General features: G+C 64.5%; 24 protein-coding genes. 9 read left to right on the plus strand and 15 right to left on the minus strand.

Annotation, left to right across the window (positions count from 1 at the left end; all coding sequences use genetic code 11):
* Positions 1–63 precede the first annotated feature (63 nt).
* The 3 genes from AADJ04_RS03460 to AADJ04_RS03470 form a co-directional block, all read right to left on the minus strand.
* Complete coding sequence (locus tag AADJ04_RS03460) at positions 64–870, minus strand: DUF2145 domain-containing protein (protein ID WP_341238782.1); 807 nt, start codon at positions 868–870, stop codon at positions 64–66.
* A gap of 152 nt (positions 871–1,022) precedes the next feature.
* Positions 1,023–1,487, minus strand: a complete 465-nt coding sequence (locus AADJ04_RS03465) for a hypothetical protein (RefSeq protein WP_156445073.1) — start codon at positions 1,485–1,487, stop codon at positions 1,023–1,025.
* A gap of 52 nt (positions 1,488–1,539) precedes the next feature.
* Positions 1,540–2,019 carry a YiaA/YiaB family inner membrane protein gene (locus tag AADJ04_RS03470; protein ID WP_207373391.1) on the minus strand — a complete coding sequence of 160 codons (480 nt, stop codon included), beginning with the start codon at positions 2,017–2,019 and terminating at the stop codon, positions 1,540–1,542.
* 286 nt (positions 2,020–2,305) lie between these two features.
* Here AADJ04_RS03470 and AADJ04_RS03475 point away from each other — a divergent pair, with 286 nt between their 5' ends.
* Positions 2,306–3,484, plus strand: a complete 1,179-nt coding sequence (locus AADJ04_RS03475; RefSeq protein ID WP_341238758.1) for a saccharopine dehydrogenase NADP-binding domain-containing protein — start codon at positions 2,306–2,308, stop codon at positions 3,482–3,484.
* Positions 3,485–3,593: 109 nt separating this feature from the next.
* Positions 3,594–4,508, plus strand: a complete 915-nt coding sequence (locus AADJ04_RS03480) for an EamA family transporter (RefSeq protein WP_341238759.1) — start codon at positions 3,594–3,596, stop codon at positions 4,506–4,508.
* A 12-nt stretch (positions 4,509–4,520) separates the two neighbouring features.
* Here the strand turns inward: AADJ04_RS03480 and AADJ04_RS03485 are convergent, their stop codons facing one another.
* A complete protein-coding gene (locus AADJ04_RS03485) occupies positions 4,521–5,036 on the minus strand; it encodes an Lrp/AsnC family transcriptional regulator (protein WP_341238760.1) in 516 nt (171 codons plus the stop codon).
* Positions 5,037–5,208: 172 nt separating this feature from the next.
* Between AADJ04_RS03485 and AADJ04_RS03490 the strand changes: the two genes are divergently transcribed.
* A complete protein-coding gene (locus tag AADJ04_RS03490) occupies positions 5,209–6,225 on the plus strand; it encodes a 1-aminocyclopropane-1-carboxylate deaminase (protein ID WP_341238761.1) in 1,017 nt (338 codons plus the stop codon).
* Between the two features lie 100 nt (positions 6,226–6,325).
* Here the strand turns inward: AADJ04_RS03490 and AADJ04_RS03495 are convergent, their stop codons facing one another.
* Both AADJ04_RS03495 and AADJ04_RS03500 read right to left on the minus strand, forming a co-directional pair.
* On the minus strand, positions 6,326–8,278 hold the full coding sequence (locus tag AADJ04_RS03495) for an MFS transporter (protein ID WP_341238762.1): 1,953 nt from the start codon (positions 8,276–8,278) through the stop codon (positions 6,326–6,328).
* 43 nt (positions 8,279–8,321) lie between these two features.
* A complete protein-coding gene (locus tag AADJ04_RS03500; RefSeq protein ID WP_341238763.1) occupies positions 8,322–9,170 on the minus strand; it encodes a hypothetical protein in 849 nt (282 codons plus the stop codon).
* Between the two features lie 137 nt (positions 9,171–9,307).
* Between AADJ04_RS03500 and AADJ04_RS03505 the strand changes: the two genes are divergently transcribed.
* Entirely contained in the window at positions 9,308–10,048 is a 741-nt protein-coding gene (locus AADJ04_RS03505; RefSeq protein WP_066690559.1) for a helix-turn-helix transcriptional regulator, read from the plus strand.
* 149 nt (positions 10,049–10,197) lie between these two features.
* On the opposite strand, the gene AADJ04_RS03510 is transcribed toward AADJ04_RS03505, so the two are convergent.
* From AADJ04_RS03510 to AADJ04_RS03520, 3 genes are all read right to left on the minus strand, one after another.
* A complete protein-coding gene (locus AADJ04_RS03510; protein ID WP_341238764.1) occupies positions 10,198–11,001 on the minus strand; it encodes a fumarylacetoacetate hydrolase family protein in 804 nt (267 codons plus the stop codon).
* A 118-nt stretch (positions 11,002–11,119) separates the two neighbouring features.
* Positions 11,120–11,440 (minus strand): cytochrome c, encoded by a 321-nt coding sequence (locus AADJ04_RS03515; RefSeq protein ID WP_341238783.1) that lies wholly within the window; start codon positions 11,438–11,440, stop codon positions 11,120–11,122.
* A 31-nt stretch (positions 11,441–11,471) separates the two neighbouring features.
* Complete coding sequence (locus AADJ04_RS03520) at positions 11,472–12,686, minus strand: sulfite oxidase (RefSeq protein ID WP_066690548.1); 1,215 nt, start codon at positions 12,684–12,686, stop codon at positions 11,472–11,474.
* Positions 12,687–12,978: 292 nt separating this feature from the next.
* Here AADJ04_RS03520 and AADJ04_RS03525 point away from each other — a divergent pair, with 292 nt between their 5' ends.
* Entirely contained in the window at positions 12,979–14,142 is a 1,164-nt protein-coding gene (locus tag AADJ04_RS03525) for a PhnD/SsuA/transferrin family substrate-binding protein (RefSeq protein ID WP_207373384.1), read from the plus strand.
* A 37-nt stretch (positions 14,143–14,179) separates the two neighbouring features.
* Here the strand turns inward: AADJ04_RS03525 and AADJ04_RS03530 are convergent, their stop codons facing one another.
* The 4 genes from AADJ04_RS03530 to AADJ04_RS03545 form a co-directional block, all read right to left on the minus strand.
* Complete coding sequence (locus AADJ04_RS03530; RefSeq protein WP_066697696.1) at positions 14,180–15,496, minus strand: FIST N-terminal domain-containing protein; 1,317 nt, start codon at positions 15,494–15,496, stop codon at positions 14,180–14,182.
* Positions 15,497–15,603: 107 nt separating this feature from the next.
* On the minus strand, positions 15,604–16,542 hold the full coding sequence (locus AADJ04_RS03535) for a PhaM family polyhydroxyalkanoate granule multifunctional regulatory protein (RefSeq protein ID WP_341238765.1): 939 nt from the start codon (positions 16,540–16,542) through the stop codon (positions 15,604–15,606).
* Between the two features lie 198 nt (positions 16,543–16,740).
* Positions 16,741–17,274: a copper chaperone PCu(A)C gene (locus tag AADJ04_RS03540; protein ID WP_341238766.1), complete on the minus strand. Its 534-nt coding sequence runs from the start codon at positions 17,272–17,274 to the stop codon at positions 16,741–16,743.
* Between the two features lie 287 nt (positions 17,275–17,561).
* Positions 17,562–17,933 carry a DUF2946 family protein gene (locus AADJ04_RS03545; protein ID WP_341238767.1) on the minus strand — a complete coding sequence of 124 codons (372 nt, stop codon included), beginning with the start codon at positions 17,931–17,933 and terminating at the stop codon, positions 17,562–17,564.
* A gap of 153 nt (positions 17,934–18,086) precedes the next feature.
* On the opposite strand from AADJ04_RS03545, the gene AADJ04_RS03550 reads away from it, so the two are divergent.
* From AADJ04_RS03550 to AADJ04_RS03560, 3 genes are all read left to right on the plus strand, one after another.
* Complete coding sequence (locus AADJ04_RS03550; protein ID WP_198847132.1) at positions 18,087–18,728, plus strand: glutathione S-transferase; 642 nt, start codon at positions 18,087–18,089, stop codon at positions 18,726–18,728.
* A 144-nt stretch (positions 18,729–18,872) separates the two neighbouring features.
* On the plus strand, positions 18,873–19,247 hold the full coding sequence (locus tag AADJ04_RS03555) for a TraR/DksA family transcriptional regulator (RefSeq protein WP_142083255.1): 375 nt from the start codon (positions 18,873–18,875) through the stop codon (positions 19,245–19,247).
* Positions 19,248–19,308: 61 nt separating this feature from the next.
* The gene (locus tag AADJ04_RS03560; RefSeq protein WP_198847131.1) at positions 19,309–19,683 is read left to right on the plus strand and encodes a hypothetical protein; all 375 of its coding nucleotides are present in this window, start codon (positions 19,309–19,311) and stop codon (positions 19,681–19,683) included.
* A gap of 112 nt (positions 19,684–19,795) precedes the next feature.
* Here AADJ04_RS03560 and AADJ04_RS03565 read toward each other — a convergent pair whose 3' ends face one another.
* Complete coding sequence (locus AADJ04_RS03565) at positions 19,796–20,350, minus strand: Rrf2 family transcriptional regulator (RefSeq protein WP_044397844.1); 555 nt, start codon at positions 20,348–20,350, stop codon at positions 19,796–19,798.
* A 144-nt stretch (positions 20,351–20,494) separates the two neighbouring features.
* Here AADJ04_RS03565 and nhaR point away from each other — a divergent pair, with 144 nt between their 5' ends.
* The gene (gene nhaR, locus AADJ04_RS03570) at positions 20,495–21,403 is read left to right on the plus strand and encodes a transcriptional activator NhaR (protein WP_341238768.1); all 909 of its coding nucleotides are present in this window, start codon (positions 20,495–20,497) and stop codon (positions 21,401–21,403) included.
* Positions 21,404–21,410: 7 nt separating this feature from the next.
* Here the strand turns inward: nhaR and AADJ04_RS03575 are convergent, their stop codons facing one another.
* Positions 21,411–24,209 (minus strand): ATP-binding protein, encoded by a 2,799-nt coding sequence (locus AADJ04_RS03575; RefSeq protein WP_341238769.1) that lies wholly within the window; start codon positions 24,207–24,209, stop codon positions 21,411–21,413.
* Positions 24,210–24,266: the final 57 nt, after the last annotated feature.

The raw sequence follows: 24,266 nt of genomic DNA on the forward strand, positions 1-24,266 counted from the left end.
ATAGTTGCTATTTTTTTCATAGCTTATAGCGCTTGATGGATAAGCGCCAAAGCCCTTTTTCACTCAATTACTGTTTGAGCAGCACCGTGAAGGGGCCGCCGCCAGCTGGGTGCGCTGCATCCAGGCCAGCACCGAATCCACCGTCACGGTCTCGATGCGGTCCGAATAGCGCTTGTCGCTGGGGTGGTCGTCAAACGCGATGTTGGCAGATCCCACGCGCCCGCCTAGCCGGGTCAGCGGACCCAGCCGCAGGGTGGTGGGCTCATAGCCCTTGAACCGCAGCCAGGCCTGGGCCTGCTCGCGGGTGCGGATGGTGGCGGGCTCCATCGCCGCAGCCAGCGTCTCAATCGCCCACTGGTTGGACTGCTGGTACTTCTGCCCCCACACGTAGCTGACCATGCTGTAGTGCGGCGTGTGCAGCGCCTTGGCCCGCACGTTGTCTGCCAGCACGGGCCACAGCTGCGCCTGCACGGCGGCGCTGGGCACGGCCACCACGGCTTCAAAACGCCACAGGTCGTCCAGAAAAAACTCGCCCAGGCCCTGCCGGTACACATGGCCCAGGGCCGTGCCGCAGTCGTTGAGTTTGTGCGTCACGCGCCACGGGCCTTCGGGCGTTTTGTAAGCCCAGCCCAGGTGCGAATAGCGCAGGCCGTACTTGCCCAGGTCTTGCCCGGCACGGCCAAGCAGCACCACCTTGGCGCCGCTGCGCGCGTGCTCGGCGTCCAGCGCTTGCGAGGTCTGCGCCGCCAGCGCCATGCCGCGCTCCACCACCTGGGGCGTGGGCTTTTTCGCCTCGCACGATCGACCCGCGTGGGCGGGGGCCGATACCAACACTGCGGCGACCGCCAGCGTCGCAAACCCGCAGCACATCCAAGGTGCGCGAACCAAGCGAGGGATGCCAAGCAAGGGCCTAGGCCGGCCGCACCGCCCCGCAGCGAGGGCATCGTCACCCTTCCCGTAGCGCGCAGCGCGAAGAGAGAAGGGGGAAGCCGCAAAGCGGCTCAGGGGGTTGTACTTCATATTTACAGGCGTTCGTTGTGCAGCAAGGCACGACCCAGGGCATTGGGCACAAAGGCCAAGGCCTCGCCCGCTACCGACAGAATCACCCCGGTGCCGATGACACTGCAGGTCACCACCGTGCCCACGGCATGGACGGATGCGCCCACGCCGCGCCCGGCCACCTCCACACTCACCTGCGCGCCGTCTGACGCGCGCTCCAGCAAATAGACGGTGCCGATGGCCGAGCCTTCCACCGCTTTCACCGAAAGAACAGCACCCGTGGCCGACAACGCCACCGGCAGGGCCACGGCAGCACCGGCCACCGCCGAGCCTGCACCCGCCACGCCCACCACCGACGCCACTGGCAACAAAGACAGCGCGGCGGAGGCTTCGCTGTGCGCATGGGCTGGCGCTGCGGCCAGCGAACCCCACACACCGGCGGCCACACACAGGCCTGCTACGGCTTTTTTCAACAATGCAATACGCATGAATGACTCCTTAGCAATCAGAACAAAAAGGGGGGAAGCTGGGCTCAGGCGCTCAATCAGCGCTCTGGGCTGCGGCTTGGGCCGCTTCGCGCCGGCCCTGTAGGCGGGCTTCCATCAGGTCGGCCTCGTAGCGGTCGCGCAGCATCTTGGCCAGCGTGAAGGCCGAAGTGATGAGGTACAGCCAGCTCACACCCAAAAAGGCCTTGTAGGTGACGTTGATCTCCATGCCCACCAGGCCCCAGCCGGTGAGCCCCATGGCCACCGCAAAGCCGCCCCACACCACCAGCTTCCACAGCGGGGTGTCGCCCGCGCCACGCCGGGCGCTCTGGTTGTCACGCACAAACTTGGACAGCATGAACGTGGCCGAAAGGCAGAACACGTAGCCCATCACCATGAACACTTTTTCCAGGTCAGCGCCTGGCAGCCAGGCCAGCCCCACGGCGCACAGGAACACCGCGATGCCGAAGGAAATCCAGACCTGCATTTGCCATGCACGGGTGTCGCGAAGAACAACGATGGGAGAAGCAGACATTGCGTTGGTGCCCGCAGGGGGCCTTGGTTGAACACGGACTGCATCGTGCCGCCCGTGGCCCCACATCGCGCCCCCGGAACAGCACAGTTCTCACGCATCAGCCAAAAAGTACCGTTATTCGATACTTTTCAAGCGACAGCGCGGCAAAAACTGGCCTCCACCGCCCCGCACGTATGCGACAGACAACCGCCCTGCCCGCCCAGACAATGCGCCACCCGCCTGCCGGGCCCGCTGCCACCCCTGGCACAACACCGGCAGCCACTGCGCTTTTTGGAGTTTGAACCGCATGAACAAGCCTTTTGATCTGGTCGTCCACGGTGCCACCGGCTTTACCGGCCGCCTGGTCGTTGAATACCTGCTGCAACGCTACCCCGCAGGCAGCGGCCTGCGCTGGGCCATGGGCGGGCGCAATGCCGACAAGCTCGCCGCCGTGCGCGACGAGCTGGGCGCACCGGCCGACACCCCCCTGGTAGTGACCGACACCACCAACCCCGCCAGCCTGCAGGCACTGATGAACGCCACGCGCCTTGTGCTGACCACCGTGGGCCCGTACCAGCTGTATGGCAACGAACTGGTGGCCGCCTGCGCCGCCAGCGGTGTGGACTACGTGGACCTGTGCGGCGAGCCCGCCTGGATGCGCCAGATGATCGACGCGCACGAAGCCACCGCCAAAGCCAGCGGCGCGCGCATCGTGTTCTCGTGCGGGTTTGACTCCATCCCGTTCGACCTGGGCGTGTTCATGCTGCAAAAGGAATTTGCCCAGCGCTTTGGCCATGCTGCCCCCCGCGTGCGCGGCCGGGTGCGCAAGATGAAGGGCACCTTCTCAGGCGGCACTGCCGCCAGCCTCAAGGCCACCATGGCCGCGGCTGCCAGCCAGCCCGGCGTGCTCGATCTGCTGAAAAACCCCTTCTCGCTCACGCCCGGGTTTGAAGGCCCGCGCCAGCCCTCGGGCCACAAGCCCATGGTGGACGAAGCCCTTGGCGATGGGGTGTGGGTGGCACCGTTCGTGATGGCGGCCATCAACACGCGCAACGTGCACCGCTCCAACCTGCTGCTCAAGCATGCCTACGGCACCGACTTTGTGTACGACGAAATGCTGGTCACCGGCCCGGGCGAGAAGGGTGAAGCCATCGCCAACGCGGTGGCGGGCGACAAGTCGCTCGGCTCCGACCAAGGCCCCAAGCCCGGCGAAGGCCCCTCGCGTGAGGAGCGCGAGAACGGCTTCTACGACGTGCTGTTCCTCGGCACCGACACCGAAGGCCACAGCCTGCGCGTGGGCGTGAAGGGCGACCGCGACCCAGGCTACGGATCCACCTCCAAGATGATTGCCGAGGCGGCGGTGTGCCTGCTGCAAGACGCTGCCACCACCCCCGGCGGTATCTGGACCACGGCGCCTGCGCTGGGCGACAAGCTGATCGCACGGCTGCAGGCGAATGCGGGACTGACGTTCGCAGTCGAAGCCTGAGCGCAGGCCAAACGCGAGCCTTGTCGGTGCTTGCCTTCTGCGCGTGGGTACCGGATTGGCAACATGCCGTGCGGCAGCCCACAATGCAGGTCCACATCACCTGCTGCTCATGAACGCCCAACTCACCCCCCGCGATCTGTCCCTGGCCCTTCTGGTCATCCTGGTGTGGGGGCTGAACTTTGCGGTCATCAAGGTCGGGGTGGCCGATATGCCGCCCCTCCTGCTGGGCGCGCTGCGCTACCTCTTGGCGGCGTTTCCAGCGCTGCTGTTCGTCAAGCCGCCCAAGGTTCCCTTGCGCCTGTACCTGCTGTACGGCATGACGATGGCCGTGGCCCAGTTTGCGCTGCTGTTCACAGCCATCCACATCGGCATGCCTTCGGGCCTGGCATCGCTGGTGCTGCAATCGCAATCGTTCTTCACGCTGCTGCTGGCCGTGGTGCTGCTGCGCGAGCAGTGGCAAGGCAACCAAGTGGCCGGCTTGGCGCTGGCAGGGGTGGGGCTGGTGCTGATTGGCAGCGCGCATGGTGCCTCGATGCCACTGGCCGGCTTCGCGCTCACGGTAGCCGCTGCTGCGATGTGGGGCTGCGGCAACCTGGTGACCCGCGCAGTGGGACGGCATGGGCCCATGAACCAGTTTGCCTTCATCGTGTGGTCCAGTGTGGTGGCACCGCTGCCGTTCGTGGCGCTGTCGCTGCTGCTCGACGGCCCCGCTACGGTGTGGGCTGCGGTGCAGCACCTGTCGCTGAAATCCATGGCCGCCGTGGCCTACATTGCGTGGATTTCAACCCTGCTGGGTTTTGGGCTGTGGACGTACCTCATGTCGCGCTACCCCGTGAACCGCGTGGCACCCTTCACCCTGCTGGTGCCCGTGGTGGGTCTGACCACCGGCTGGGTGGCGTTCGGCGAGCAGTTGCTGCCCGTGCATTTTGCCGGCGCAGGGCTCTTGATGGCGGGGCTGGTGGTGAACGTGTTCGGCGGCCCGCTGTGGGCTGCCGTGATGGGCCGGCTGCGCGCAGCCCGGTAAGTCCGGCAGGCACTACAGCGCCAGCGGCAGCTCGGTGGTGGAGAGCACGTTGCGCAGCACCATGAACGAGCGCACCTGGCGCACGCCCGGCAGGTAGAGCAACTGCTCTGCGTGCAGGCGGTTGAAGCTCTCGCTGTCGCGGGTGCGGATGAGCATGAAGTAGTCGAACTCGCCCGTCACCACATGGCACTCCATGCAGCCGGAGACTTTGGCTGCGGCCTTCTCAAAGGCGGCGAACGATTCGGGCGTGGAACGGTCCAGCACCACGCCAATCATCACCAGCATGCCTGCCCCCACGGCCTGGGGGTTGAGCAGCGCTACCACTCCCTCAATCAGCCCCAGCCGCTTGAGCCGCTCCACGCGCCGCAGGCAGGCGGGCGGGCTCAAATGCACCTTCTCGGCCAGCGCGACGTTGGACAGAGAGGCATCGCGCTGCAACTGCCGCAGGATGGCTTTGTCGGTGCGGTCCAGCTCTGCCGACACATCGACAGGCTGTGTATTCTTGCTACAAACTTTTGTTGCACACATAGTTCATTTTTCAAACTTTTAGTGGACTATTTTGCATTTTCGGAAACTAAACATCCGAAATTGAATTGATTTTCACAACCATTTGGTTCCCGCATTTTCCTACGATGAAGGCACTGCAAGCGCGCTTGCATTCCCCCCTTCTTCCACCCGCCTTCACCGACTGGAAAACGCCATGAACCTGCAGAAATTTCCCCGCTACCCGCTGACCTTCGGCCCCTCGCCCATCACACCGCTACCGCGCCTGTCGGCCCACCTGGGCGGCAAGGTACACCTGTACGCCAAGCGCGAAGACTGCAACAGCGGCCTTGCATTCGGTGGCAACAAAACGCGCAAGATGGAGTACCTGATTCCCGAAGCCATCGCAGGCGGCTACGACACGCTGGTGTCCATCGGCGGCATCCAGTCCAACCAGACGCGCCAGGTGGCTGCCGTGGCGGCGCACCTGGGCATGAAGTGCGTGCTGGTGCAGGAGAACTGGGTGAACTATTCCGACGCGGTGTACGACCGCGTGGGCAACATCGAGATGAGCCGCATCATGGGCGCCGATGTGCGCCTGGATGCTGCGGGCTTTGACATTGGCATCCGCCCCAGCTGGGAGCAGGCCATGGACGATGTGAAGAAGGCGGGCGGCAAGCCCTTCCCGATTCCCGCAGGCTGTTCTGAGCACCCATACGGCGGTCTGGGCTTTGTGGGCTTTGCCGAGGAAGTGCGCCAGCAGGAAAAAGAGCTGGGCTTCCAGTTCGACTACATCGTCGTGTGCTCGGTCACGGGCAGCACGCAGGCGGGCATGGTGGTGGGCTTTGCAGCCGATGGTCGCGCGCGCAAGGTGATCGGCATTGACGCATCAGCCAAGCCCGAGAAAACCCATGCGCAGATTCTGCGCATTGCCCAGAACACCGCCAAGCTGGTGGAACTGGGACAGGAGATCACCGCCGAAGACGTGGTGCTGGACACGCGCTACGGCGGCCCCGAATACGGCCTGCCCAATGAAGGCACGCTCGAAGCCATTCGCCTGTGCGCACGGCAAGAGGGCATGCTCACCGACCCGGTGTACGAAGGCAAGTCCATGCACGGCATGATCGATAGAGTTCGCCGTGGCGAATTCCCCGAAGGCTCTCGCGTGCTGTATGCGCACCTGGGAGGGGTGCCGGCGCTCAACGCCTACAGCTTTCTTTTTCGCAACGGCTGATGACACCGCTGCGGCCGGTGATGCCATGGCGCGCATCACCGGGCTCTCACTGATTTAGCGCGACCTGATCAATGCCCTTGGCTTTGTTGGCCTGGGGCGGTCAGGCTTGCAGCAACTGCGCCACACGCCCGCGCAGCGGCTCGGGCTGCACCTCGCTCGCGGCCACGGGGGCGCCCACATTCAGGCCCACGCGGCTGAACATGCCCCGGCGGAAGGGGCGCACCATGGCCGTGCCGCGCTCGATGCGGCTGAAGTACGAGCCCCACAGGTTGGTCAGCGCCATCGGCACCACAGGCGCCTGAATGCCGTCGGCCTGGGCGCGCTCGATGATCTTCATGATGCCGCCCTTGAAGGGCTGCAGCTCACCATCATTGGTAATGCCGCCTTCGGGGAAGATGGCCAGCAGATCGCCCTCGCGCAGCACCTGGGCTGCGCGCTCGAACGCGGCTTCGTACGTGGCGGGGTCTTCCTTTTGCGGCGCGACCGGAATGGCCTTGGCCAGGCGGAACAGCCAGCCCAGCACCGGCACGCGGAAGATGCGGTGGTCCATCAGGAAGTAGATGGGCCGGGGGCTGGCGGCCATGAGCAGCACGGCATCGACAAAGCTCACATGGTTGCACGCCAGAATGGCCGCGCCGGTGGACGGAATGTGCTCGTCACCCCGCACCTTGAAGCGGTAGATGACGCGCGACATCACCCAGGCCACAAAGCGCAGCAGGTATTCAGGCACCAGCAGGAAGATGTAGGCCGCCACCACCGCGTTGGCAATGCCGGTGAACAGGAACACTTGCGGCACGGTGAAACCCGCACCCAGCAAGGCACCAGCGATGACGGAGCTGCCGATCATGAACAGCGCGTTCAGGATGTTGTTGGCCGCAATAATGCGGGCGCGGTGCGTGGGCTGGCTGCGCATCTGGATGAGTGCGTACATGGGCACGCTGTAGAGCCCGGCAAACAGGCTCAGCAGTGCCAGATCCAGCAGCACGCGCCAGTGGTGGGGCTGGGCGACGAAGGCGGCGGCGCCCATCATCTCGGCGGCGGGCAGGCTGCGGGTGGCGAAGTACAGGTCCACCGCAAACACGCTCATGCCGATGGCGCCCAGCGGCACGAGGCCGATCTCCACATGGCGGCGCGACAGCACCTCGCACAGCAGAGAACCCACGCCAATGCCCACCGAGAACACCACCAGCAGCAGCGAGGCCACTTGCTCGTTGCCGTGCAGCACCTCTTTGGCCAGGGCCGGAAACTGCGACAGGAACACGGCACCAAAGAACCACATCCAGCTGATGCCCAAGAGCGAGCGGAACACCACCACGTTGCCATGCGCCAGCTTGAGGTTGCGCCAGGTTTCGGTGAAGGGGTTCCAGTTGATGACGAGACCGGGGTCGGTGGCCGGGGCCGACGGAATGAACTGCGCCACCAGCCGCCCGGCCAGCGCCAGGGCGATGCAGCCCACGGCCACGGCGGTGTGGCCAATGCCGGGCAGGGCCACCAGCAGGCCGCCTGCCACCTGGCCGAGCAAGATGGCCACGAAGGTGCCCATCTCCACCATGCCGTTGCCGCCTGTCAGTTCGCGCTCGTTCAGCACCTGGGGCATGTAGGCAAACTTGACCGGACCAAACAGCGTGGAATGCAGCCCCATGAGGAAGGTGCACAGCAGCAGCATCGGCACATGGTTGGCCACAAAGCCCCAGGCCGCCAGCGCCATGATGGCGATCTCCAGGTTTTTCACGAAGCGGATCATCCGCGTCTTGTCGTACTTGTCGGCGAGCTGACCCGAGGTGGCCGAGAACAGCAAAAACGGCAGGATGAACAGCGCGCCAATCACCAGCCCCGCCATGGCGGGCAGCAGCCACGACACGCTGAGCTGGTAGGTCACCATCACGGTGAATGCGAACTTGAACAGGTTGTCGTTGGCGGCACCAGAGAACTGCGTCCAGAAAAACGGGGCAAAGCGGCGCTGGCGCAGCAGGGCAAACTGGTTGGGCTCTTCGTGGGCTGGGGGTGCCAGGGGCGCTGGCTGCGCGGCAGGCTGCCCGTGCTGGGGGGTCATGCGGTTCACTCCTCTTGGCTTTTTTGTGTGGTGGGTTGCTGCATCACGCCCCACGGTGCCCGCCATTCTGCATGGCGCGGCCCGGCACCGGCACGGCGATGTAACGACTGTGGTGCAGGCGCGCCATGGCAAACAGCACCGGCAGGGCAGCCCCGGCGGCCATCAGGTGCTTGAGTGTGTGGCCCGACACCCACTGGCCGGTGGCCTCGAACACTGCATGGTCGGCCAGCTCGAAAGCTTTGGCAACGGCATACCAGGCGATCACCGCACCCCACTGCACCACCAGCGCACCATGGCGGTGGGGCATGCATGCCAGGGCCAGCACCGCTAGCAGGCCGCCGAACTGCACCACCGCCCAGGGCAGCAGGTTGCCCGTGTGGGCCCATACCAGCACGGCAGCAGGCCCGGCCACCAGCAAGCCCAGCGCGGTGGCCACGCCCGCCCGGGGGCTGATGCGCCCCACCACCGCCAGGCCCAGCAAGCCGGCAAAGGCTGCGGCCATGCCCAGGCGGTCCCACAGCAGACCGGCGTCATCGGGCTGCCAGTGGTACCAGCCGGAGCCCACCGCCGTGAGCACCAGGCCGCCAAAGAACAGCGCCGCCGTGGCGCGGGTGGCCGGACACAGCCGCAACGCGCCCAGGCGGCGCAACCACACCAGCCCCCACGCCCCTGCCACGGCAAAGGGCAGGTTGCTCAGCACGTCCAGCGCGCAGGGCAGGCCATGCCAGCCGCGCTGGTCGGCAAAGTCGTGCTGGTGCGCGCTGGCGGGCAAAAATGGGCCCCACACGGCGAAGGCCAGCAACGCGGCCGCAGCTACCAGCAGGGCCCATTCGGCCGACTGCAGCGGCAGCCAGCGGCGGGAAGAAGTTTGCAAGGGGTGGACAGCGTTCATGGCGGGGAGCCCTACTGGGGCGGCAACACAAGATGGGGCGCAGTGTGCAAACGCCGGTGGCTTTTGCACCGAAAAAGTCGCATGCAGGGCTACCCAGGCCACTGCGGGTATCCATAATCGATACCAAGGAGCCCCCCATGAGCACAACTGCCGACCTGGTGATCGCCCTGAAAAAGGAACTGAAGAACGCGCAGATGACCTACGCCGACCTGGCGCAGGCGCTGGGCATGGCCGAGTCCAGCGTGAAGCGCATGTTGGCCAAGGGCGACATGCCGCTGTCGCGCATTGATGCCATCTGCCGCGCGCTGGCGCTGGACTTTGCCGACCTGGCCCGCCGCGTGGCCGACGAGCAGCCGCTGCTCAAGGAGCTGACGCAGGAGCAGGAAAAGGCCGTGGTGGCCGACAAGAAGCTGCTGCTGATGGCGATCTGTGTGCTGAGCCAGTGGACGCTGGAGCAGGTGGTGGCCACCTACCGGCTGACCGAGGCCGAGGGCATCAAGTACCTGGCGCAGCTGGACCGCATCGGCATCATCGAGCTGCGGCCGCTGAACCGCTACCGGCTCAAGCTGGCCAAGACCTTCCGCTGGCGCCCGCACGGGCCAGTGATGCACTACTTTCGCGACAACGCACTGCTGGACTACTTTGCCGGGGGCTTCGACGGCCCCGGTGAAGGCGTGCTGCTGGTGCACGGCTCCATCAGCCGAGCGCTGGCCCCGGCTTTTCAGGAACGCATGCAGCGCGTGGCGCAAGACTTTGCGCAACAGCATCTGGCCGACCAGAAGCTGCCTTTGCAGGAGCGCGAGGGCTACACCGTGCTGCTGGCCATGCGCAGCTGGGAATTCGAGGCCTTTGCCAGCATGCGCCGCACGGGGGCGTAGGGGCCGGCTGAAACGGAGCGGCTGCGCTGGTGGCACACCAGCGGGTTGATTGCTATGCTTTCAATAGCTGCTACCGCTTACCCATCAAGCGCCAGAGGCCAAATTGGCTTCAAACCACAAGGCGCCTGTGGCAGGCGCTGTGGCACGCCTCAAACGCACTGCAGTTCGGCGCAGCCAATGCCACCCAGCTTGGCCATCACCCGGGCACCGGGCGCCACCAGCACAGTGCCGGTGCAGGAACCGGTGGTGACCCACTGGCCCGCGCGCAGGCCGCCCAGGCTGTGTGCGCCCTCGTTGGCCAGCCATGTCAGCAGGCGCAGTGGGTCGCCCGCCGGGTTGCCCCAGGCGGGTCGTTGCACGGCCAGGGTGCCATTCACCCACAGGCTGACGGGCACCGACAAGGGCTGTAGGGCCGCCACATCGGCACGGCCGCTGCCCACCACCAGCGCACCGTGGCAAGCCTGGTCTGCCAGGCGGCTCCACTCGCCCTGCACGCCCCAGGCGGCATAGCGGGTGTCGCACACCTCGATGGCCGCATGGGCCGAGCGCACGGCGGCCAGCACCTCGGCTTCGGAGTAAGGCTGCTCACGGGGCGGCAGGTCGCAGGCCAGTTCGTAGGCCAGCTCTGCCTCCACGCCAATCACGGCATTGCCTGCCACCGGCAGGTCTTGCACCAGCCCCTCGGTGCAGACCCAGACGGTGTCTTGCGTCAGCGCCGCGCGCGCAGGCAGCGCTTGGGGGTTGGCCGCGCCCACCTTCCACCCCACCACCCGGCCGCGCGCCTGCACCACGGCGTCTTGCACCGCATAGGCCTGGGCTGCGTCCTGGGGCCGCAATGCGGCGGGAAGGTCGAGCGGGCGGGGCAATTGCCCCAAGCGGGCCTGGGTCAGCACGGCAGCGCTGGCCAACGGATCAAACACAGGGGAGGCAGAAGCAACGGTATCAGGGGACATGGGTCAGTCAACAACGATCTGGAAGCAAGCATTCAACCGCCGGATGGGCTGGTCTGCAGGCGCATGGTAAGGCCAGGGCACAGGCAGATGGCCCAGCCCCGGCAAGAGGATCACAGCGTCAGGGTGCAGCGCCTGTGGAATGCGCCACAAAACGGGCGACGGCCTGCATGTCTTTTTCGGTCATTTTTTCGGCAAACGAGGGCATGGCGCCAATGCCGTTGCGCAGCGCGCTGAGCACGCGGTTGGCATCGGGCTTGATCTCGTCGAGCACGGGCCCAACCTGGCCTTGCGCGCCCGCCGCCTGCAAGGTGTGGCACACGGCGCACGCTGGCTGCAGGGTCAGAAAAAGCTGCTTGCCGCGCGCCAGCTCGGCTGGGTCTGCCGCCCAGCTGGCGCTGGCAAGACCAGCCAGCGCCAGGGTACAAGCCGCTGGCGCCAGCCGTCTGAAGAGAATGGGACGCGGGAACAACTCAGGCCACCGACACCGTGACGGCATGGTCGGCCCAGCTGGCGTTGTTGTAGCCGCCCACGTTTTCCTCGCGCTGCTCGGGCTGCACGTTGCCCGCCGTGTCGGTGGCGCGGCTGGCCAGCACATGGGTGCCTGCGCCCAGGCGCACCGGCAGCACAAACTGGCGCCAGGCAAACCGGCCCAGGTCCGGCCCGATGAGCTGTGCGGCCTGCCAGGTCTTGCCGCCGTCTACCGACACTTCCACGCCCTTGATGCCACGCGTGCCGCCAAAAGCCACGCCATGCACCTGCACCATGCCGGGCTTGAGCGGCCCTTGCTCGGGCAGCGGGCCGTTGATCCAGGACTTGACCGTCATCTCCCACACCGAGGGCTGGTCTGGGCTGGCCTTGGCGCCGGGGGGCGTCATGCGGTAGCCGTGCTGCATGATGCGCGCCTGCGATTGCGCTTCGGTAAAGGCCAGGCGCTTGATGTACTTGATGTTGTTCACGCCCTGGTAGCCCGGAACGATGAGCCGCAGCGGGCCGCCATGGGCCAGCGAGAGCGGCTCGCCGTTCATCTCCCACGCCAGGATGGCGTCTTCCATGGCCTTGATGGGCACCGAGCGTTCCACCAGCACCGTGAGCGGGTCCACGCCTTCGGGCAGCTTCTCGCCGCCCGTGCCCGTCACGTAAGCCATGCCACTGGCCACGCCGCCCAGGGCGGCCACCACGTTGCGCACGGGCACGCCGCTCCACACCACGCAGCCGGCGGCACCCACCGTCCAGGGCGTGCCACTGGGCTTGGTGGGGAAGAACCCGCGCCCATTGCCCGAGCACTGCAGCACCGTGGCCACGGTCTCCAGCCCCAGCGTCTTGAGTTCCGCCAGGGTGATCTCACGCGGGTTCTTGACGCCCTCCACCCGCACCACCCAGGCGTTGCGGTCATCCAGGATGGCGGCATCGGGCGCCGGCAGGTTGTTGCGCACATACAGCTGGCTCGACGGCGTGACCACGCTGGTGCCAAACGCTCCGCGTCGGGTCTCCAGGGTGCTGCTGCTGTGCACGATCAGCGCGTTGCCAGCCTTCCAGCCTGCGTAGCCCGGCAGCGGCTTGGGCGCAGCCGCTGCGGTGGCTTGGGCTTGGGCGGCGCCAGTCCAGCTGGCAAGGCCCGCAGCGCTCAGTGCGGCGGCGCTGGCTGCCAGCAGGTGGCGACGTGGCAGGGTGGTGGATGGGGTCATGGGTGCACTCCTGTGAATGAAGGGACGGTACGCCGGGATTCACGTACGGTTTGCCGCTGCGCGCGCGCAAGTGCCTACGCAAAACGACGCCATTCTCGAGGTCATCACGCGCTGCGGCACAGCTCGCCTCGCCGCACTTGTAAGCAACAGAAACAAAGTGCCACTGGTGTTGACAAAGTAGCCGCCTGGCGCATATTTAACACTTATTTAACAAAAACCCACCATGCTCTGCGTGGCCCTGCGCACAGCAGCGCAGCACGCCCCACCAGCAACCACTTCGAAGGGAAAGACCATGCACCCAGGCACCATCCATCGTCTCGTGTGGGGCGCTTTGTGGATCAGCGCACTGGCGGGCGGCATGGCACACGCGCAGCTCACCGCCATCGTCGCGGTGGAGCCGACCGAGAAGAAAGCCGGGAACTCCATCCTGCGCAGTGCGCTGGAGGCGGGCTTGTCCAAAGCCAGCGGCCAGACAGTGACGGTGACCACCACCGAAGACCTGGCCGACGCCATGCGCGCCACGCGCAGCGGGGGTTACGACATCTTCATCGGCCCGCCCCAGGTGGCTGCATCGGCATTGCAGCGGGGCTACGAACTGGTGGGGTGCAGCCAGAAATCTGACCACTATGTGCTGGTGGGACTGCCCCAGATCGAATCGGTGGGCGCCCTCAAGGGCAAGCGCCTGTACCTGCCGCAGCAGGACTCGGTCTACAGCTACATCGGGCGCGGCATGCTGAACGAGGCAGGCCTGTCGTTCAAAGACCTCAAGAGCGTGCGCCACGAAAAATACCCGCAAGCCGGGCTGAGTGCGCTCACCCTGGGCACCACCGACGCGACCGTGGTGCGGGCGGAAGAATGGGCCCAGTGGTCGGCCACGTTCCCCGGTGCGGCCAAGGTGCTGGCCACCTCGCGTCCGGTGCCCGGCGGCTTCAGCGCCGTGGTGCGCAAGGAACTGCCCAGCGAGGTGCGCGGCAAGCTTTCGCAGTGGCTCAGCACCGCATCCAGCGGCACAGGCCTGGCACCCACGGGCCTGCGCCCCGACATGCAGGAATATCAAAAAGTGGCCGAACTCGGGCTTTTCACCCCCACCAGCCTGCCGGGCGTGAAGCGGGTGAGCGCCAAGGATGTGGTGGAACTCCTGGGCCAGGGCGCCGTGGTGGTGGACACCCGCACCGAAAAGGAATACCGCGCCAAGCGCATTCGCGGCGCGGTGTGGGCAGCCTACGGAGAAAAGAGCCTGAAGGACGTGGCCTTCAACCCCGAGCAGGACGACTTCAAGGCCCTGGAAACGCTGGACCGCAGCAAGGCCCTGATCTTCTCTTGCAACGGGGCGGAATGCTGGAAGTCTTACAAGGCCGCGAAGGTGGCTGCCGACAAAGGCTTTCGCAACGTTTACTGGATGCGCGGCGGCCTGCCCGAGTGGGACGCCGAGGGCCTGCCAACCGAAGGGGGCTGAAGCAGGCCGCCAGCTGGTTTAGCTGGGCTCAACAGTCTTACGCATCGGTAAACACCGTGAGCACACCGGTGTAGCCATACAGCTGCTGGTGCGCGATTTCGCCGCCTGCAAAAAAACCGACCAGGGGCACATCGCCCAGGGCGTGCCGCACGATTTGCAGCTCAGCGCTCGGCCCACCAAAGTGCGGCCCACCCCGCCCCGAGCAGCTCACGTAAATAGCGCCCCGAATGGTGCGGCCCTGCGCAGCGCCTGCAGGGCTGGTCATGGCACCTGTGCCGGGCGCCGGGGCGGCTGCGCCTTGCGCCTGGGCACTGCGTTCTGCGGCTGGCGCGGGCTCCATGTCCTGGGGCGAGAGCTCTTCCCGAATTTCGGCGCAGATGCGCATCAGGTCGGCCCGCGCAGCAGTGACGTTGCGCTGGCAAAAAGCCAGGTGCATACCGGGCTGCACATGCTCAGCCAGCGCCACGCCGCGCCGCGCACCATCCAGGCCAATGATGTGCCGCACCCGCGTGTCGGTACCAAAGTGGCCCGTGCGCTGGCGCCCCAGGGGCTGCGCGCCAGCATCCACCAGCCCGGCCAAGGTGGCCCGCACGCGGCGCAGGGCTGGTTGGGGGTCTCCGTCCAGCGTCACCTGCAAGGTATCAAGCAGCACATCCAGCGCAGGTTCATGGTCCAGCTCCAGCACCACGTTGTCGTTGGCTGCCGTGATGGTGTGCAGCGGGCCCACCGGCTGGCAACCCTGCGTAACGCGCGACAGCAGCGGCACCTGCGGCCCAAAGGCCACCCCCGACAAGCCGCCGTCGAACACCCCACTGGCTGCGCCCTGCCCGGCCATGTTGCCGTTGCCGCCCACGGCAAACTGCACGTTGGCGGTGCGGCTGGCGCTGAGGCCACCAAACAGGTAGCCGGTTTCGGTGCGGTCGGCCATTTCCTGCAGCAGCTCGGCCAGGTCGGGCGTGTGCCCATCGGCGTGGACCAAGGCGGTCTGGGCAACAAAGCCGCTGGCGGGATGGCGCGGCAGCGGTGCCACACCCGAGAACACGCGGTATTGGTCAGCGGGAACGTCCAGCAGCATTACCGACAGGGCCGGTTCATCAAAATACTCGGCATTGTTGGCAGACACGCCCACCCCCACGGTGCCGCTCCAGTCGGTCACCTCGGGCAGTTCGCTGGCCAGATAGTCGAGCAGTTCGCGCGCGTCATTGGCGTAGTGGTCGGTGATGTACAGCAAGCCCAGCGTGGGCGCCGCGGCATGGGCGGGCAGCGCCATTTGAGCGCGCAGCTGCGCCAGAACCAGCGCCGCCGCCATGCGCCACTGGGGATGGGTGGCATGGCCAGTAGGAAAAAGAGTCATAGTCCACCCACTTTAGCGCGCCGGGGCAAAGCTGGCAGGCCCCGGCCCGCTTGACCACGCAGAAATCCGGCCATCGCGCCACCTGCGGCGGGTGTGCCCACTCCCCCTCACCGCTGGCGCGGCGACTTGGCGGGAGCCTTTTTGGCAGGCGCCTTCTTGGCTACAGTTTTGCGGGCGGCGGGCGCTTTGGCGGAAGCACGGCCTGACTTGCCCGCCGGTGCAGGCGCCGCGCGCTTGCTGCCAGCAGATTTGGCGGGGGCGGTTTTGGGTGCCGCAGCGGAACGAGACGGTGCCTTGCGTGGGGCCGCGGCAGGTTTGGCGGCCTGCGCGGCGCGGGCCACTTCCTGCAGGCTTTGCACACCCTGGGCCGCCAGGTGGCTGGCCATGTCGGTGGCCTTCTTCAACGCATCTTTGGCCAGGTGCTGCGTGGCGCCCAGGGGGTTGCCGTGGTGGTTGGCGTCTTTCAATGCGTTGGCGGCAATCTCCTGGAACTGGGTGGTCAGCGCGCCCCACCAGTGCAGTGGGTCCACCACGCCAGGGCTGCGAGGGGCTTCCGCCTTGGAGGCAGCGGCCTCGGGTTCCGGGGCGGGGCTGGGTGCAGGAGCTGGCGCAGGGGCTGGAGCCGGTGCCGGAGGAGTCGGCGCTGGGGCAGCCGCCTGCGGCGCGGCAGGCCGTGCGGCACTGCTGAAGGCATCGGCCGCTTTTTGCATGCCCTGCATCACCGCGTCACTGCCCTGGAACTTGAAGGCATTGGCCACGTCGCCCATGCTCACGTTCATGCCCTTGAGGGTGGCCAAGGTCATCTTTTGCACTTCCAGGGCCTGGATGGTGGCGGCCAGTGCGCGCGAGTTTTGCTCCAGCCAGAACTGCACGGCCTTGAGTTCATCAATGCGCTTTTCCAGCTCTTCGACACTGAGGGTGGGCGCCACCCAGTGCGAGAGTTGCGGCATTTGCGGAATGCCACTGGCAGCCCCCTTGGCCAGACTTTGCAGAAAATCAAAGCCGGGGACGAATTTGCCAAAACTGAAGTGGGATGTGTCGCTCATGGCCGCCTTGCAGGAAAAGAAGGAAGTGGGAGTCCTGCCAGGGAGCCCTTCAGCGCCGCACGCATGTCGGCCCGAATGCTGCTGAGCAGGTCGCAAGGCAGCTTACTCCAACCCGTGGCCGCTGGCGATGGGGGTGCCCCGCAGCGCGCCGCCCCAGCGGCGGTGCGGGGTTGCATCACCCAAGGCCCCAGGGCGACTTCAGTGCTTGGCAGTGCCGTGGCCATGCCCGTGACCGGCAGCACCGGTGGCTGAGGGCATGGCAGGCATGCCGGGGGCCGAAGTGGCCACCGGCAGGGTCAGCTCCTGGGTGCTTTCCACGCCCTTGGCGTCCTTGAAGGTCAGCTTCACGGGCACGGTGGTGTCCTTGGCCAGGGGGGCCTTCAGGTCCAGCAGCATGATGTGGTAGCCACCGGGCTTGAGTTCCACCGTCTTGCCGGCGGGCAGATCGAGGAAAGGCATGGCGCGCATCTTCATCACGTCGCCTTCCATCTTCATCTCGTGCACTTCCGTCACGCCAGCGGCGGGCGACGAGGCTCCGACCAGTTTCGCGCCTTCAGGCGCGGTGATCTTCATGAACGCGCCAGTGCCCTTTTGGCCCTGCACAGTGGCGCGCGCCCAGGCGCCTTCCACCTTCACGTTGGCGGTTTGCGCCCAGACGCCACCACTCAGGACGCAGGTCAGGGCAAAGGCAGCAGTCAGGTGGCGGGCCAGGGGGTTACGAATCAAAGACATGGAATCACTCCTAAAAAAACAAGCAGACAAAAGCCGGATGGAGAACTGCGGGCCAGACTTGCCGCCTAGGCTTTGGTCTGTGCCCAACACGCAGGACGAGGAACAGGGGGTGGAGCGCTGGAGCAGCAAAGACAGCGCAGGTGCTGGTAACGCCGGGGGCGCGAACCAGCGGGGCCAACCCAGCGCCATGCATCTGCAGCCAAAGCAGACAGCGCCTTTGCTATTGAGCCAAATAGGCCTCTAGCGCTTTATAGGCAAGCGCCAGCAGCTATTAAATCAATAGCAAATCAAGAAATGACCGGAGGGCCGCGTGGCGGCAGCGGCGCCGCCGTGCGGGCCGCAATGTGCGCAGCGGGGATGGGAAGCAGGGCGTGCGCCAGTGGATGCACCTCTGGCAGCCGGACCTGCAGTATCGGCGGCGGTGCGCCTACGTGTACGCACAACGGGCAGTCCAGCGTGTGGCTGGGCATGTCTTGTGCGCCATCGTCTGTCTTGACCACCAGCTTGACGGCCCCCGAGCCCAGGCAGATCAACTCCACCGGCTTGGGCTGGACCAAGGGCGACGCCACGGCAACCCCTATCGACAACACAAACCACGCCAACACGAGGCGGGCGAGCCATCGAAGGCTGCGAAGGGTTTGCAGGGGCACGGGTGGCATGTCGCGGAATTGTAGGCGCCCCCTGCGCAGGGCGGGATAGACCTTTTCGCTTCATGACCCAGGTCAACTCCGCGACGCCCGCTTTGCGCACGGGCTTCTAGGATGTGGAAACACTCGCGCCCCATTTTTTTACAACCTTCAGGAGACCACCCCATGCTGACGCTCTGCGGCTTTTCTGCCAGCAATTACTACAACAAGGTCAAGCTTGCGCTGTTTGAAAAAGGCGTGCCCTTTCAGGAGCAGCTTGCCTGGGTGGGCCAGACCGATCTGACAGCTTCACCCTTGGGCAAGGTGCCCTATCTGCTCACCCCCGAAGGCCCGCTGTGCGAATCCGCGGTGATTGCTGACTACATCGAGGCCGCCTACCCCACACCAGCCCTCGTCCCCGCCCAGGCGTTCGCGGCCGCCAAAGTGCGCGAACTGATCACCTTCATGGAGTTGCATCTGGAACTGGTCGCCCGCAACCTCTACCCCCAAGCCTTTTTTGGTGGCACGGTGAGTGAAGCCGCACGGGAGAAAGTGGGCATTCAACTGGAGAAGAACATCGCGGCCTTTGCCAAGCTGGCGTCTTTTGCCCCCTACGTGGCGGGCGACAGCTTCAGCATGGCCGACTGCGCCGCCATCGTGCACCTGCCCCTGGTCAGCTCAGCCACCAAGGCCATCTATGGCCGGGACTACCTGGCAGAGCTGCCCGTGCGCGACTACCTGGCCCGCATGGCAGAACGTCCGCATGTACAGCGCATCAATGCCGACCGCAAAACCAGCACGGCGGAGATGCTCGCGCGGCGCAAATAAGCACTCGGCTCCCAAGTCAGCGGCCATTCCAGGTCCGCTGGCGGCGGTCGCTGGGACGCGCCAGCAAATTGACTTGCGTCAACACGCCGATCACCTAGCAGGCGCACCATAAAGATGTTCAATCACTTTGCAGGAGTTGACCGCATGGACAAGACCCAGGTCGCATCGCTACGCCAGCAGCTGCTGGATCACAAAGCCGGCATCCTCGCCCAGATTGCGCAACAGCGCGGCGGCAACGTGGGCCGGGTCGAGGCTGCTGCCGAACATTTCGGCCACGCGGAGGATTCCCGCGCCCAGGTAGCCAGCGAACGCTCCCTCGAATTTGCAATAGAAGAGCACGAGTCGGCACAGCTCAACGCCATCGCGTCGGCACTCGAACGCATGGATGCCGGCACCTACGGCGAGTGCACAGACTGCGGCCAGGACATTGCGCCGGCCCGCTTGCAGGCAACCCCCGAGGTTGCACGCTGCCTGCCCTGCCAAGAGGCCGCAGAACGCCACGCCCGCCCCGCCAAATAACCCACGGTTCCAAGAACTGCCCCACGCGGGCGGATGTTTTTCACTTCAAGAAAGTTGACCCATGAGCACTTTTCACGCCGTTGTCTGGATGGACCATTCCGAAGCCCACGTGGTGATGTTTGACCGCGAACACATGGAAGCCCAGCGCGTCAAATCGCGCAGCCACCACAAGCACCAGGGCAAGAACGACGACACCAGCGCGTTCTTTGCTGACACCGCCAAAGCACTGCAAGGCACCCATGAAGTCCTGCTGTGCGGCCCCGGCCTGGCTCGCAACCAGTTCCGCGACTGGTGCAGCAAGCACAACGCAGCGGTCGCTGCCGCTGTGGTGGATTCCGTGGCGGCCGACCACCCTACCGATGCGCAGTTGGTGGCGATGGCTCGTCAGTACTTCAAGAAGTTCGACAACATGGCGGCGGATCCGTCCTTGAGCTGATGCACATGCGCAGCCAGCGCCGAATCAGCGTTGGCTGTGCATTGCGGTCTGCAGGTCAGATGCGGCTCACCGCAGGGGATCAATCCCCCGGAAACTGTCCAAAGACGAAAACTCAGCGCCGGGGGGCCAGCGGCATCGAGCCCAATGCAAATACCGAATTGGGAATTTGCAGGCGCGACATCAATGGGCGCTTCACAGGCACCACCCCCAGCGCCTTGCGCGGTGCAGCAGCCGACTGCTCGGGCGCGGCAACCACACCCTGGGCTTGCGCCTGCGTCATGAGGTCGCGCAGCGAAACGGACTTCAAATAGTCCAGCACCCGGGCATTGAACGACACCCACAGCTCACCCGTCATGGCCTTGAGCTGAGCCACCTGGGGCGGCGTGAGGGGCTGGTAGTCATCCACCTCCATGTTCTCCACCGCCAGGATGATTTCCGCCACAGCGATTTGCTCGGGCTTGCGGGCCAGCGTGTAGCCGCCTCCAGGCCCACGCGTGCTCTCCACCAGCCCTGCGCGACGCAGTGCGCTGAACAACTGTTCCAAGTAAGAAAGTGATGTGCCTTGGCGCTGGCTGATGGTCGTCAGCGACACCGGCTTCATCCTCTGATGCAGGGCCAGGTCCGTCATGGCCGATACAGCGACTTTTCCTCGGGTCGTAATACGCATGGCAACTCCTTCTGAACACGAATGTGCGATACCGCAGACAAGGCGTGTTGTCCTTGCCAGCCCTGTACTCTAGAGAAATAAACACTTCGCGTCTATTCGTTTTATTCAACACAATACGTCGTTTTTTGCGAATAATTTGCCACCATGAACTTCAAACATCTGCGCTACTTCTGGGCCGCAGCCAAGGCGGGCGGCGTGATGCGCGCCGGTGAGCAATTGCACACCACACCCCAAACTTTGTCGGGACAGATCAACCAGCTGGAGGAATGGCTGGGCCATGAACTGTTTCGCAAACGCGGACGCGAGCTGGAATTGACGAACGAGGGCCGCATCGCCTTGGGGTACGCAGAGCAGATCTTTGCGCTGAGTGATGAGCTTGAAAAATCCATCCGACTACCCAGAGGACAGGCAAAACCGCTGGAATTCAAGGTGGGTGTGGCTGACTCGGTCGCCAAATCGGTGGCTTACCATTTGCTGGAGCCCGCGCTGGGGATGCACGAACAGGTGCACATGATATGCCACGAGGGCAAATTCCCCGAACTGCTGGCGCAACTCAGTATCCACCGGCTCGATCTGCTGCTGGCCGATGAACCAGCCTCCAAGAAAATCGGCGTGCGCGCGTTCAACCACGCCTTGGGCTCATCGAGCATGAGCTTTTTCTGCGCGCCGTCTCTCAAAAAAGAATTGCAGGGCGCCTTTCCCCAGTGCCTTCACGGGGCGCCCATGCTCATTCAAGGGCCGCAGTCTTCGGTGCGCCAGCAACTCGACCACTGGCTCAACAAACACCACCTGCAGCCTCGCATCGTGGGGGAGTTCGACGACAGCGCTCTGATGAACGCCTTCGGGCGGGAAGGCCGGGGTATCTTCACGTCACCCACCGTTCTGGAGCAAGAGACCCAAGCCCAGTTTGGGGTGGAAGTCATTGGTCGATCCAGCGAGCTGGTTGAAGAATTCTTTGCCATTTCAGTGGAGCGGCGCATCAGCCACCCCTGCGTGGTGGCGATCACGGAATCGGCACGCTCCGATCTGTTTGGTCAAGGCCCAACTGATTGATCTTGCACTACGCCTCGGCAACAGCGACCACAGGCAGAAGGATCGTGACAGCGGTGCCCACGGCAGGTGCACTGTTCACGCTGACCTTGCCGCCCATGATCTCGATGATTTCCTTGACGATGCTCATGCCCAGCCCCGTCCCCGGAATGTGACCTGAGGCATCGGCACGGTAAAAGCGCTCAAAGACCCGCTGCAACTGCTCTGGCGACATGCCCATGCCCTGGTCGCGAATGGTGATGGCCACGTACCGGCGATCGTCTTGAAGCTGGCACTCAATGACCACGTCCCCGCCATCAGGGGAGTATTTGTAAGCGTTCGACAGCACATTCAGGATGGCCTGTTGCAGCTTGCCACGGTCAGCTTTCACATACACCGGCACCTCGCAGTCAGACAGGACGGGCCGAGCACGCCCTGTCGGTGGGCTGTAGTCGTCAGCCACCAGGCGCACAATGTCCTGCAACGGCACTGTCTCCATCACAAAATCCTGGCCCTGCCGTGCCTCGATGCGTGCCAGGTCCAGCAGCTCATTGATGATGGTGGACATGCGAGTCGCCTGCCTGGCAATGGTTTCCAGCAGCTCTTGCCGCTTTCCGTCCGAAAACTTGCGCAGCAAAAGCAGTTCGGAGAAGCCGTAGATACTGGCCATCGGGGTGCGCAGTTCATGGGCTGCAGTGGTCAGAAACTCACTCTTCATGCGGTCGACTTCCGTCTCATGCGTGATATCGCGGATGTAGAGAACCTGCGAAACAAACGCCGATTCGGAGGACTTCAGACGCAGTTCAAGCACACGCCCACCTGGCCCCGCCATTTCCAGCAGCGGCCTCGGGCCTTCGGACCCCGAACCGCCCCCTTGGCGGAGACCCTCGAATCCTGAGAAGGACAGGGGCTCACGACATAGTGCCCGTAACACCTCCTCAAAAGCCTGCTCATCCAAGCCTTGAACCTTGCCACTGTCCAGCTTCGTCAGGTGCAGGAACGCCTGATTCACAGAAGCCACATGGCCTTGGCGGTCAAAAGACACCATGCCATCAGGGCTCAGCGCAAAAATGGTGTCCAACTGGGCGGTACGGTCGTTCAGCTCGCGAGTGCGCTGCTCGACCAACTGCTCCAGATTGATGCGGTAACGACCCAACTCAGCCTCTACGGCTTTGCGCTCAGAAATGTCTCGCTGGCTGGTCAGGATGAAGGTGCGATCACCCCACCGCACCTTGCTGGTAGTGATTTCTGCTGCGTAGGTGGTGCCATCTTTGCGCCGGTGCACGGTCTCCAGCAATTCACCCTCATTGCGCGTCGTACGGATGTTGTCAGCAATCTCGGCAGCACTGAATTTGGCATCCCAGGCTGACGCGTGCATGCCTCGCAACTCATCAGTTGAGTAGCCCAGCATCCGGGCTGCACTCGGGTTGGCCTCAAATACAGAGCCGTCTTCATTGAGAATGACCACGCCATCGCGCTCGTGCTCGAACAGCGCCCGACGGCGTGAGGCTTCATCGGCGATGGTTTTTTGAGCCACCTTCTGGCTGGCATCTTGCTGGACAATCGTGTCCAACAACCCATTGAAGTGGCGAGCCAGCTTCTCCAACTCGTCCCAGCGGTGCCCACCAGCGACGCGAGCGCTGCGGTCGCCCTGCCGCACGCGCGACATGGCTTGACCAATCGCCTGAAGACGCCCGGTGATCTCCCTGCCAGCGGCCAAATAGGAGACAGACACCACCAGCATGGTTACAGCCAGTACGCCGCCAACGGCACTCAGCAGCAGCCGGATAGCCCTTTCGTAGGGGGCGTAGGGAAACGCCACCCCCACTGCGCCCAGGATCTCTCCCTCGTGAATGTCACGGATTGCATCGATGCCCATCATGTAGGTGGCATCACCGAACCTCGTTCGTCCCATCCACTGCTTCTCACCCTTCGCCAATTCCATAGCGGGCTCCACAGTCAGATGTCCACCTGTGAAGCGGCCGCCCTCACGTCGTTGTCTGCTCAGAGAAATGATGGTGTCATCCACCGTCAGCAAAACCAAGCCCTCCGTGTTGTCAGGCAGGGTACCAACCGGGTAGACAAGCTCTCGCATGTGCTCGATCAAGGGCGCATTGCGATTGAGCAAAATACCGCCTACCAACATGGCATTGGGACCGTCTACCGCCAAAGGAAAGTGCGCAGCCGCATGTATGGCCAGACCTCTGCGCTCTGCCGAATGGTTGCCACCCTCTGGCAATGACACAATCGCCTGACTCTGCAGATTTTTGCCCAGCAGTTCCAGCACACTGGGCTCGAATCGCTCGAAGGCAGAAGTGACGACGCCCTCCCGAGCCTGCTCAACCACATGGTCCGGAGGCAGCACCATGCCAGCAGAGTGGCCCGAGTTGCTTGCAACTATCCTGCCGTTTTCCTCAATGATCAGCAGGTAATCCAGATTATTGCTGTCAGCCACCTCAGCCAGCACACGCTGCACATTTTTAGGATCGCTGTTGCTGCTGAGGAGTGTGCGTATGCGCTCGCTACGTACCAGCTGACCCAGCTGCTGGCCGGTTTGTCGCCGCGTCTGCTCCAGATAGGTGCTGCTCGCGCCCAACTGCCCCCGCAGGTTGGCCAAGAGCATCTCTTCGGCCCGATCACCACCCAAAATACTCAGTGCTGCCATGACCAGTGGAAATGCCATCAGCAGCGGCATCATTCCCAAAGCCAGCAGCCTGAACCGCAGGGAGCGGTTCCACGCTCCGCGCCAGTCGAACCGACGTGGGTGCCCCCGGCCAATGATGTCCTCATTTTCTGGCACTAAGACCGACAGATCATCCAGTTTTTTCATGGCCAAACCGACTCGTGCAAGCACGAAAGCGTTATCGTAGAAGTATTTTGTTACATA

It is taken from the genome of uncultured Acidovorax sp., assembly GCF_964021665.1.
Classification (GTDB): domain Bacteria; phylum Pseudomonadota; class Gammaproteobacteria; order Burkholderiales; family Burkholderiaceae_C; genus Acidovorax; species Acidovorax temperans.

Bases quoted from the DNA above. Each gene is read 5' to 3' on its own strand.
- AADJ04_RS03560 (WP_198847131.1), top strand. From the start codon at position 19,309: ATGAGCACTTTTCACGCCGTTGTCTGGATGGACCATTCCGAAGCCCAC.
- AADJ04_RS03575 (WP_341238769.1), bottom strand. From the start codon at position 24,209: ATGAAAAAACTGGATGATCTGTCGGTCTTAGTGCCAGAAAATGAGGAC.
- AADJ04_RS03475 (WP_341238758.1), top strand. From the start codon at position 2,306: ATGAACAAGCCTTTTGATCTGGTCGTCCACGGTGCCACCGGCTTTACC.
- AADJ04_RS03550 (WP_198847132.1), top strand. From the start codon at position 18,087: ATGCTGACGCTCTGCGGCTTTTCTGCCAGCAATTACTACAACAAGGTC.
- AADJ04_RS03495 (WP_341238762.1), bottom strand. From the start codon at position 8,278: ATGACCCCCCAGCACGGGCAGCCTGCCGCGCAGCCAGCGCCCCTGGCA.
- AADJ04_RS03465 (WP_156445073.1), bottom strand. From the start codon at position 1,487: ATGCGTATTGCATTGTTGAAAAAAGCCGTAGCAGGCCTGTGTGTGGCC.
- AADJ04_RS03535 (WP_341238765.1), bottom strand. From the start codon at position 16,542: ATGAGCGACACATCCCACTTCAGTTTTGGCAAATTCGTCCCCGGCTTT.
- AADJ04_RS03460 (WP_341238782.1), bottom strand. From the start codon at position 870: ATGTGCTGCGGGTTTGCGACGCTGGCGGTCGCCGCAGTGTTGGTATCG.
- AADJ04_RS03530 (WP_066697696.1), bottom strand. From the start codon at position 15,496: ATGACTCTTTTTCCTACTGGCCATGCCACCCATCCCCAGTGGCGCATG.
- nhaR (WP_341238768.1), top strand. From the start codon at position 20,495: ATGAACTTCAAACATCTGCGCTACTTCTGGGCCGCAGCCAAGGCGGGC.
- AADJ04_RS03485 (WP_341238760.1), bottom strand. From the start codon at position 5,036: ATGTGTGCAACAAAAGTTTGTAGCAAGAATACACAGCCTGTCGATGTG.
- AADJ04_RS03555 (WP_142083255.1), top strand. From the start codon at position 18,873: ATGGACAAGACCCAGGTCGCATCGCTACGCCAGCAGCTGCTGGATCAC.
- AADJ04_RS03470 (WP_207373391.1), bottom strand. From the start codon at position 2,019: ATGTCTGCTTCTCCCATCGTTGTTCTTCGCGACACCCGTGCATGGCAA.
- AADJ04_RS03540 (WP_341238766.1), bottom strand. From the start codon at position 17,274: ATGTCTTTGATTCGTAACCCCCTGGCCCGCCACCTGACTGCTGCCTTT.
- AADJ04_RS03505 (WP_066690559.1), top strand. From the start codon at position 9,308: ATGAGCACAACTGCCGACCTGGTGATCGCCCTGAAAAAGGAACTGAAG.
- AADJ04_RS03520 (WP_066690548.1), bottom strand. From the start codon at position 12,686: ATGACCCCATCCACCACCCTGCCACGTCGCCACCTGCTGGCAGCCAGC.
- AADJ04_RS03525 (WP_207373384.1), top strand. From the start codon at position 12,979: ATGCACCCAGGCACCATCCATCGTCTCGTGTGGGGCGCTTTGTGGATC.
- AADJ04_RS03480 (WP_341238759.1), top strand. From the start codon at position 3,594: ATGAACGCCCAACTCACCCCCCGCGATCTGTCCCTGGCCCTTCTGGTC.
- AADJ04_RS03510 (WP_341238764.1), bottom strand. From the start codon at position 11,001: ATGTCCCCTGATACCGTTGCTTCTGCCTCCCCTGTGTTTGATCCGTTG.
- AADJ04_RS03500 (WP_341238763.1), bottom strand. From the start codon at position 9,170: ATGAACGCTGTCCACCCCTTGCAAACTTCTTCCCGCCGCTGGCTGCCG.
- AADJ04_RS03565 (WP_044397844.1), bottom strand. From the start codon at position 20,350: ATGCGTATTACGACCCGAGGAAAAGTCGCTGTATCGGCCATGACGGAC.
- AADJ04_RS03490 (WP_341238761.1), top strand. From the start codon at position 5,209: ATGAACCTGCAGAAATTTCCCCGCTACCCGCTGACCTTCGGCCCCTCG.
- AADJ04_RS03545 (WP_341238767.1), bottom strand. From the start codon at position 17,933: ATGCCACCCGTGCCCCTGCAAACCCTTCGCAGCCTTCGATGGCTCGCC.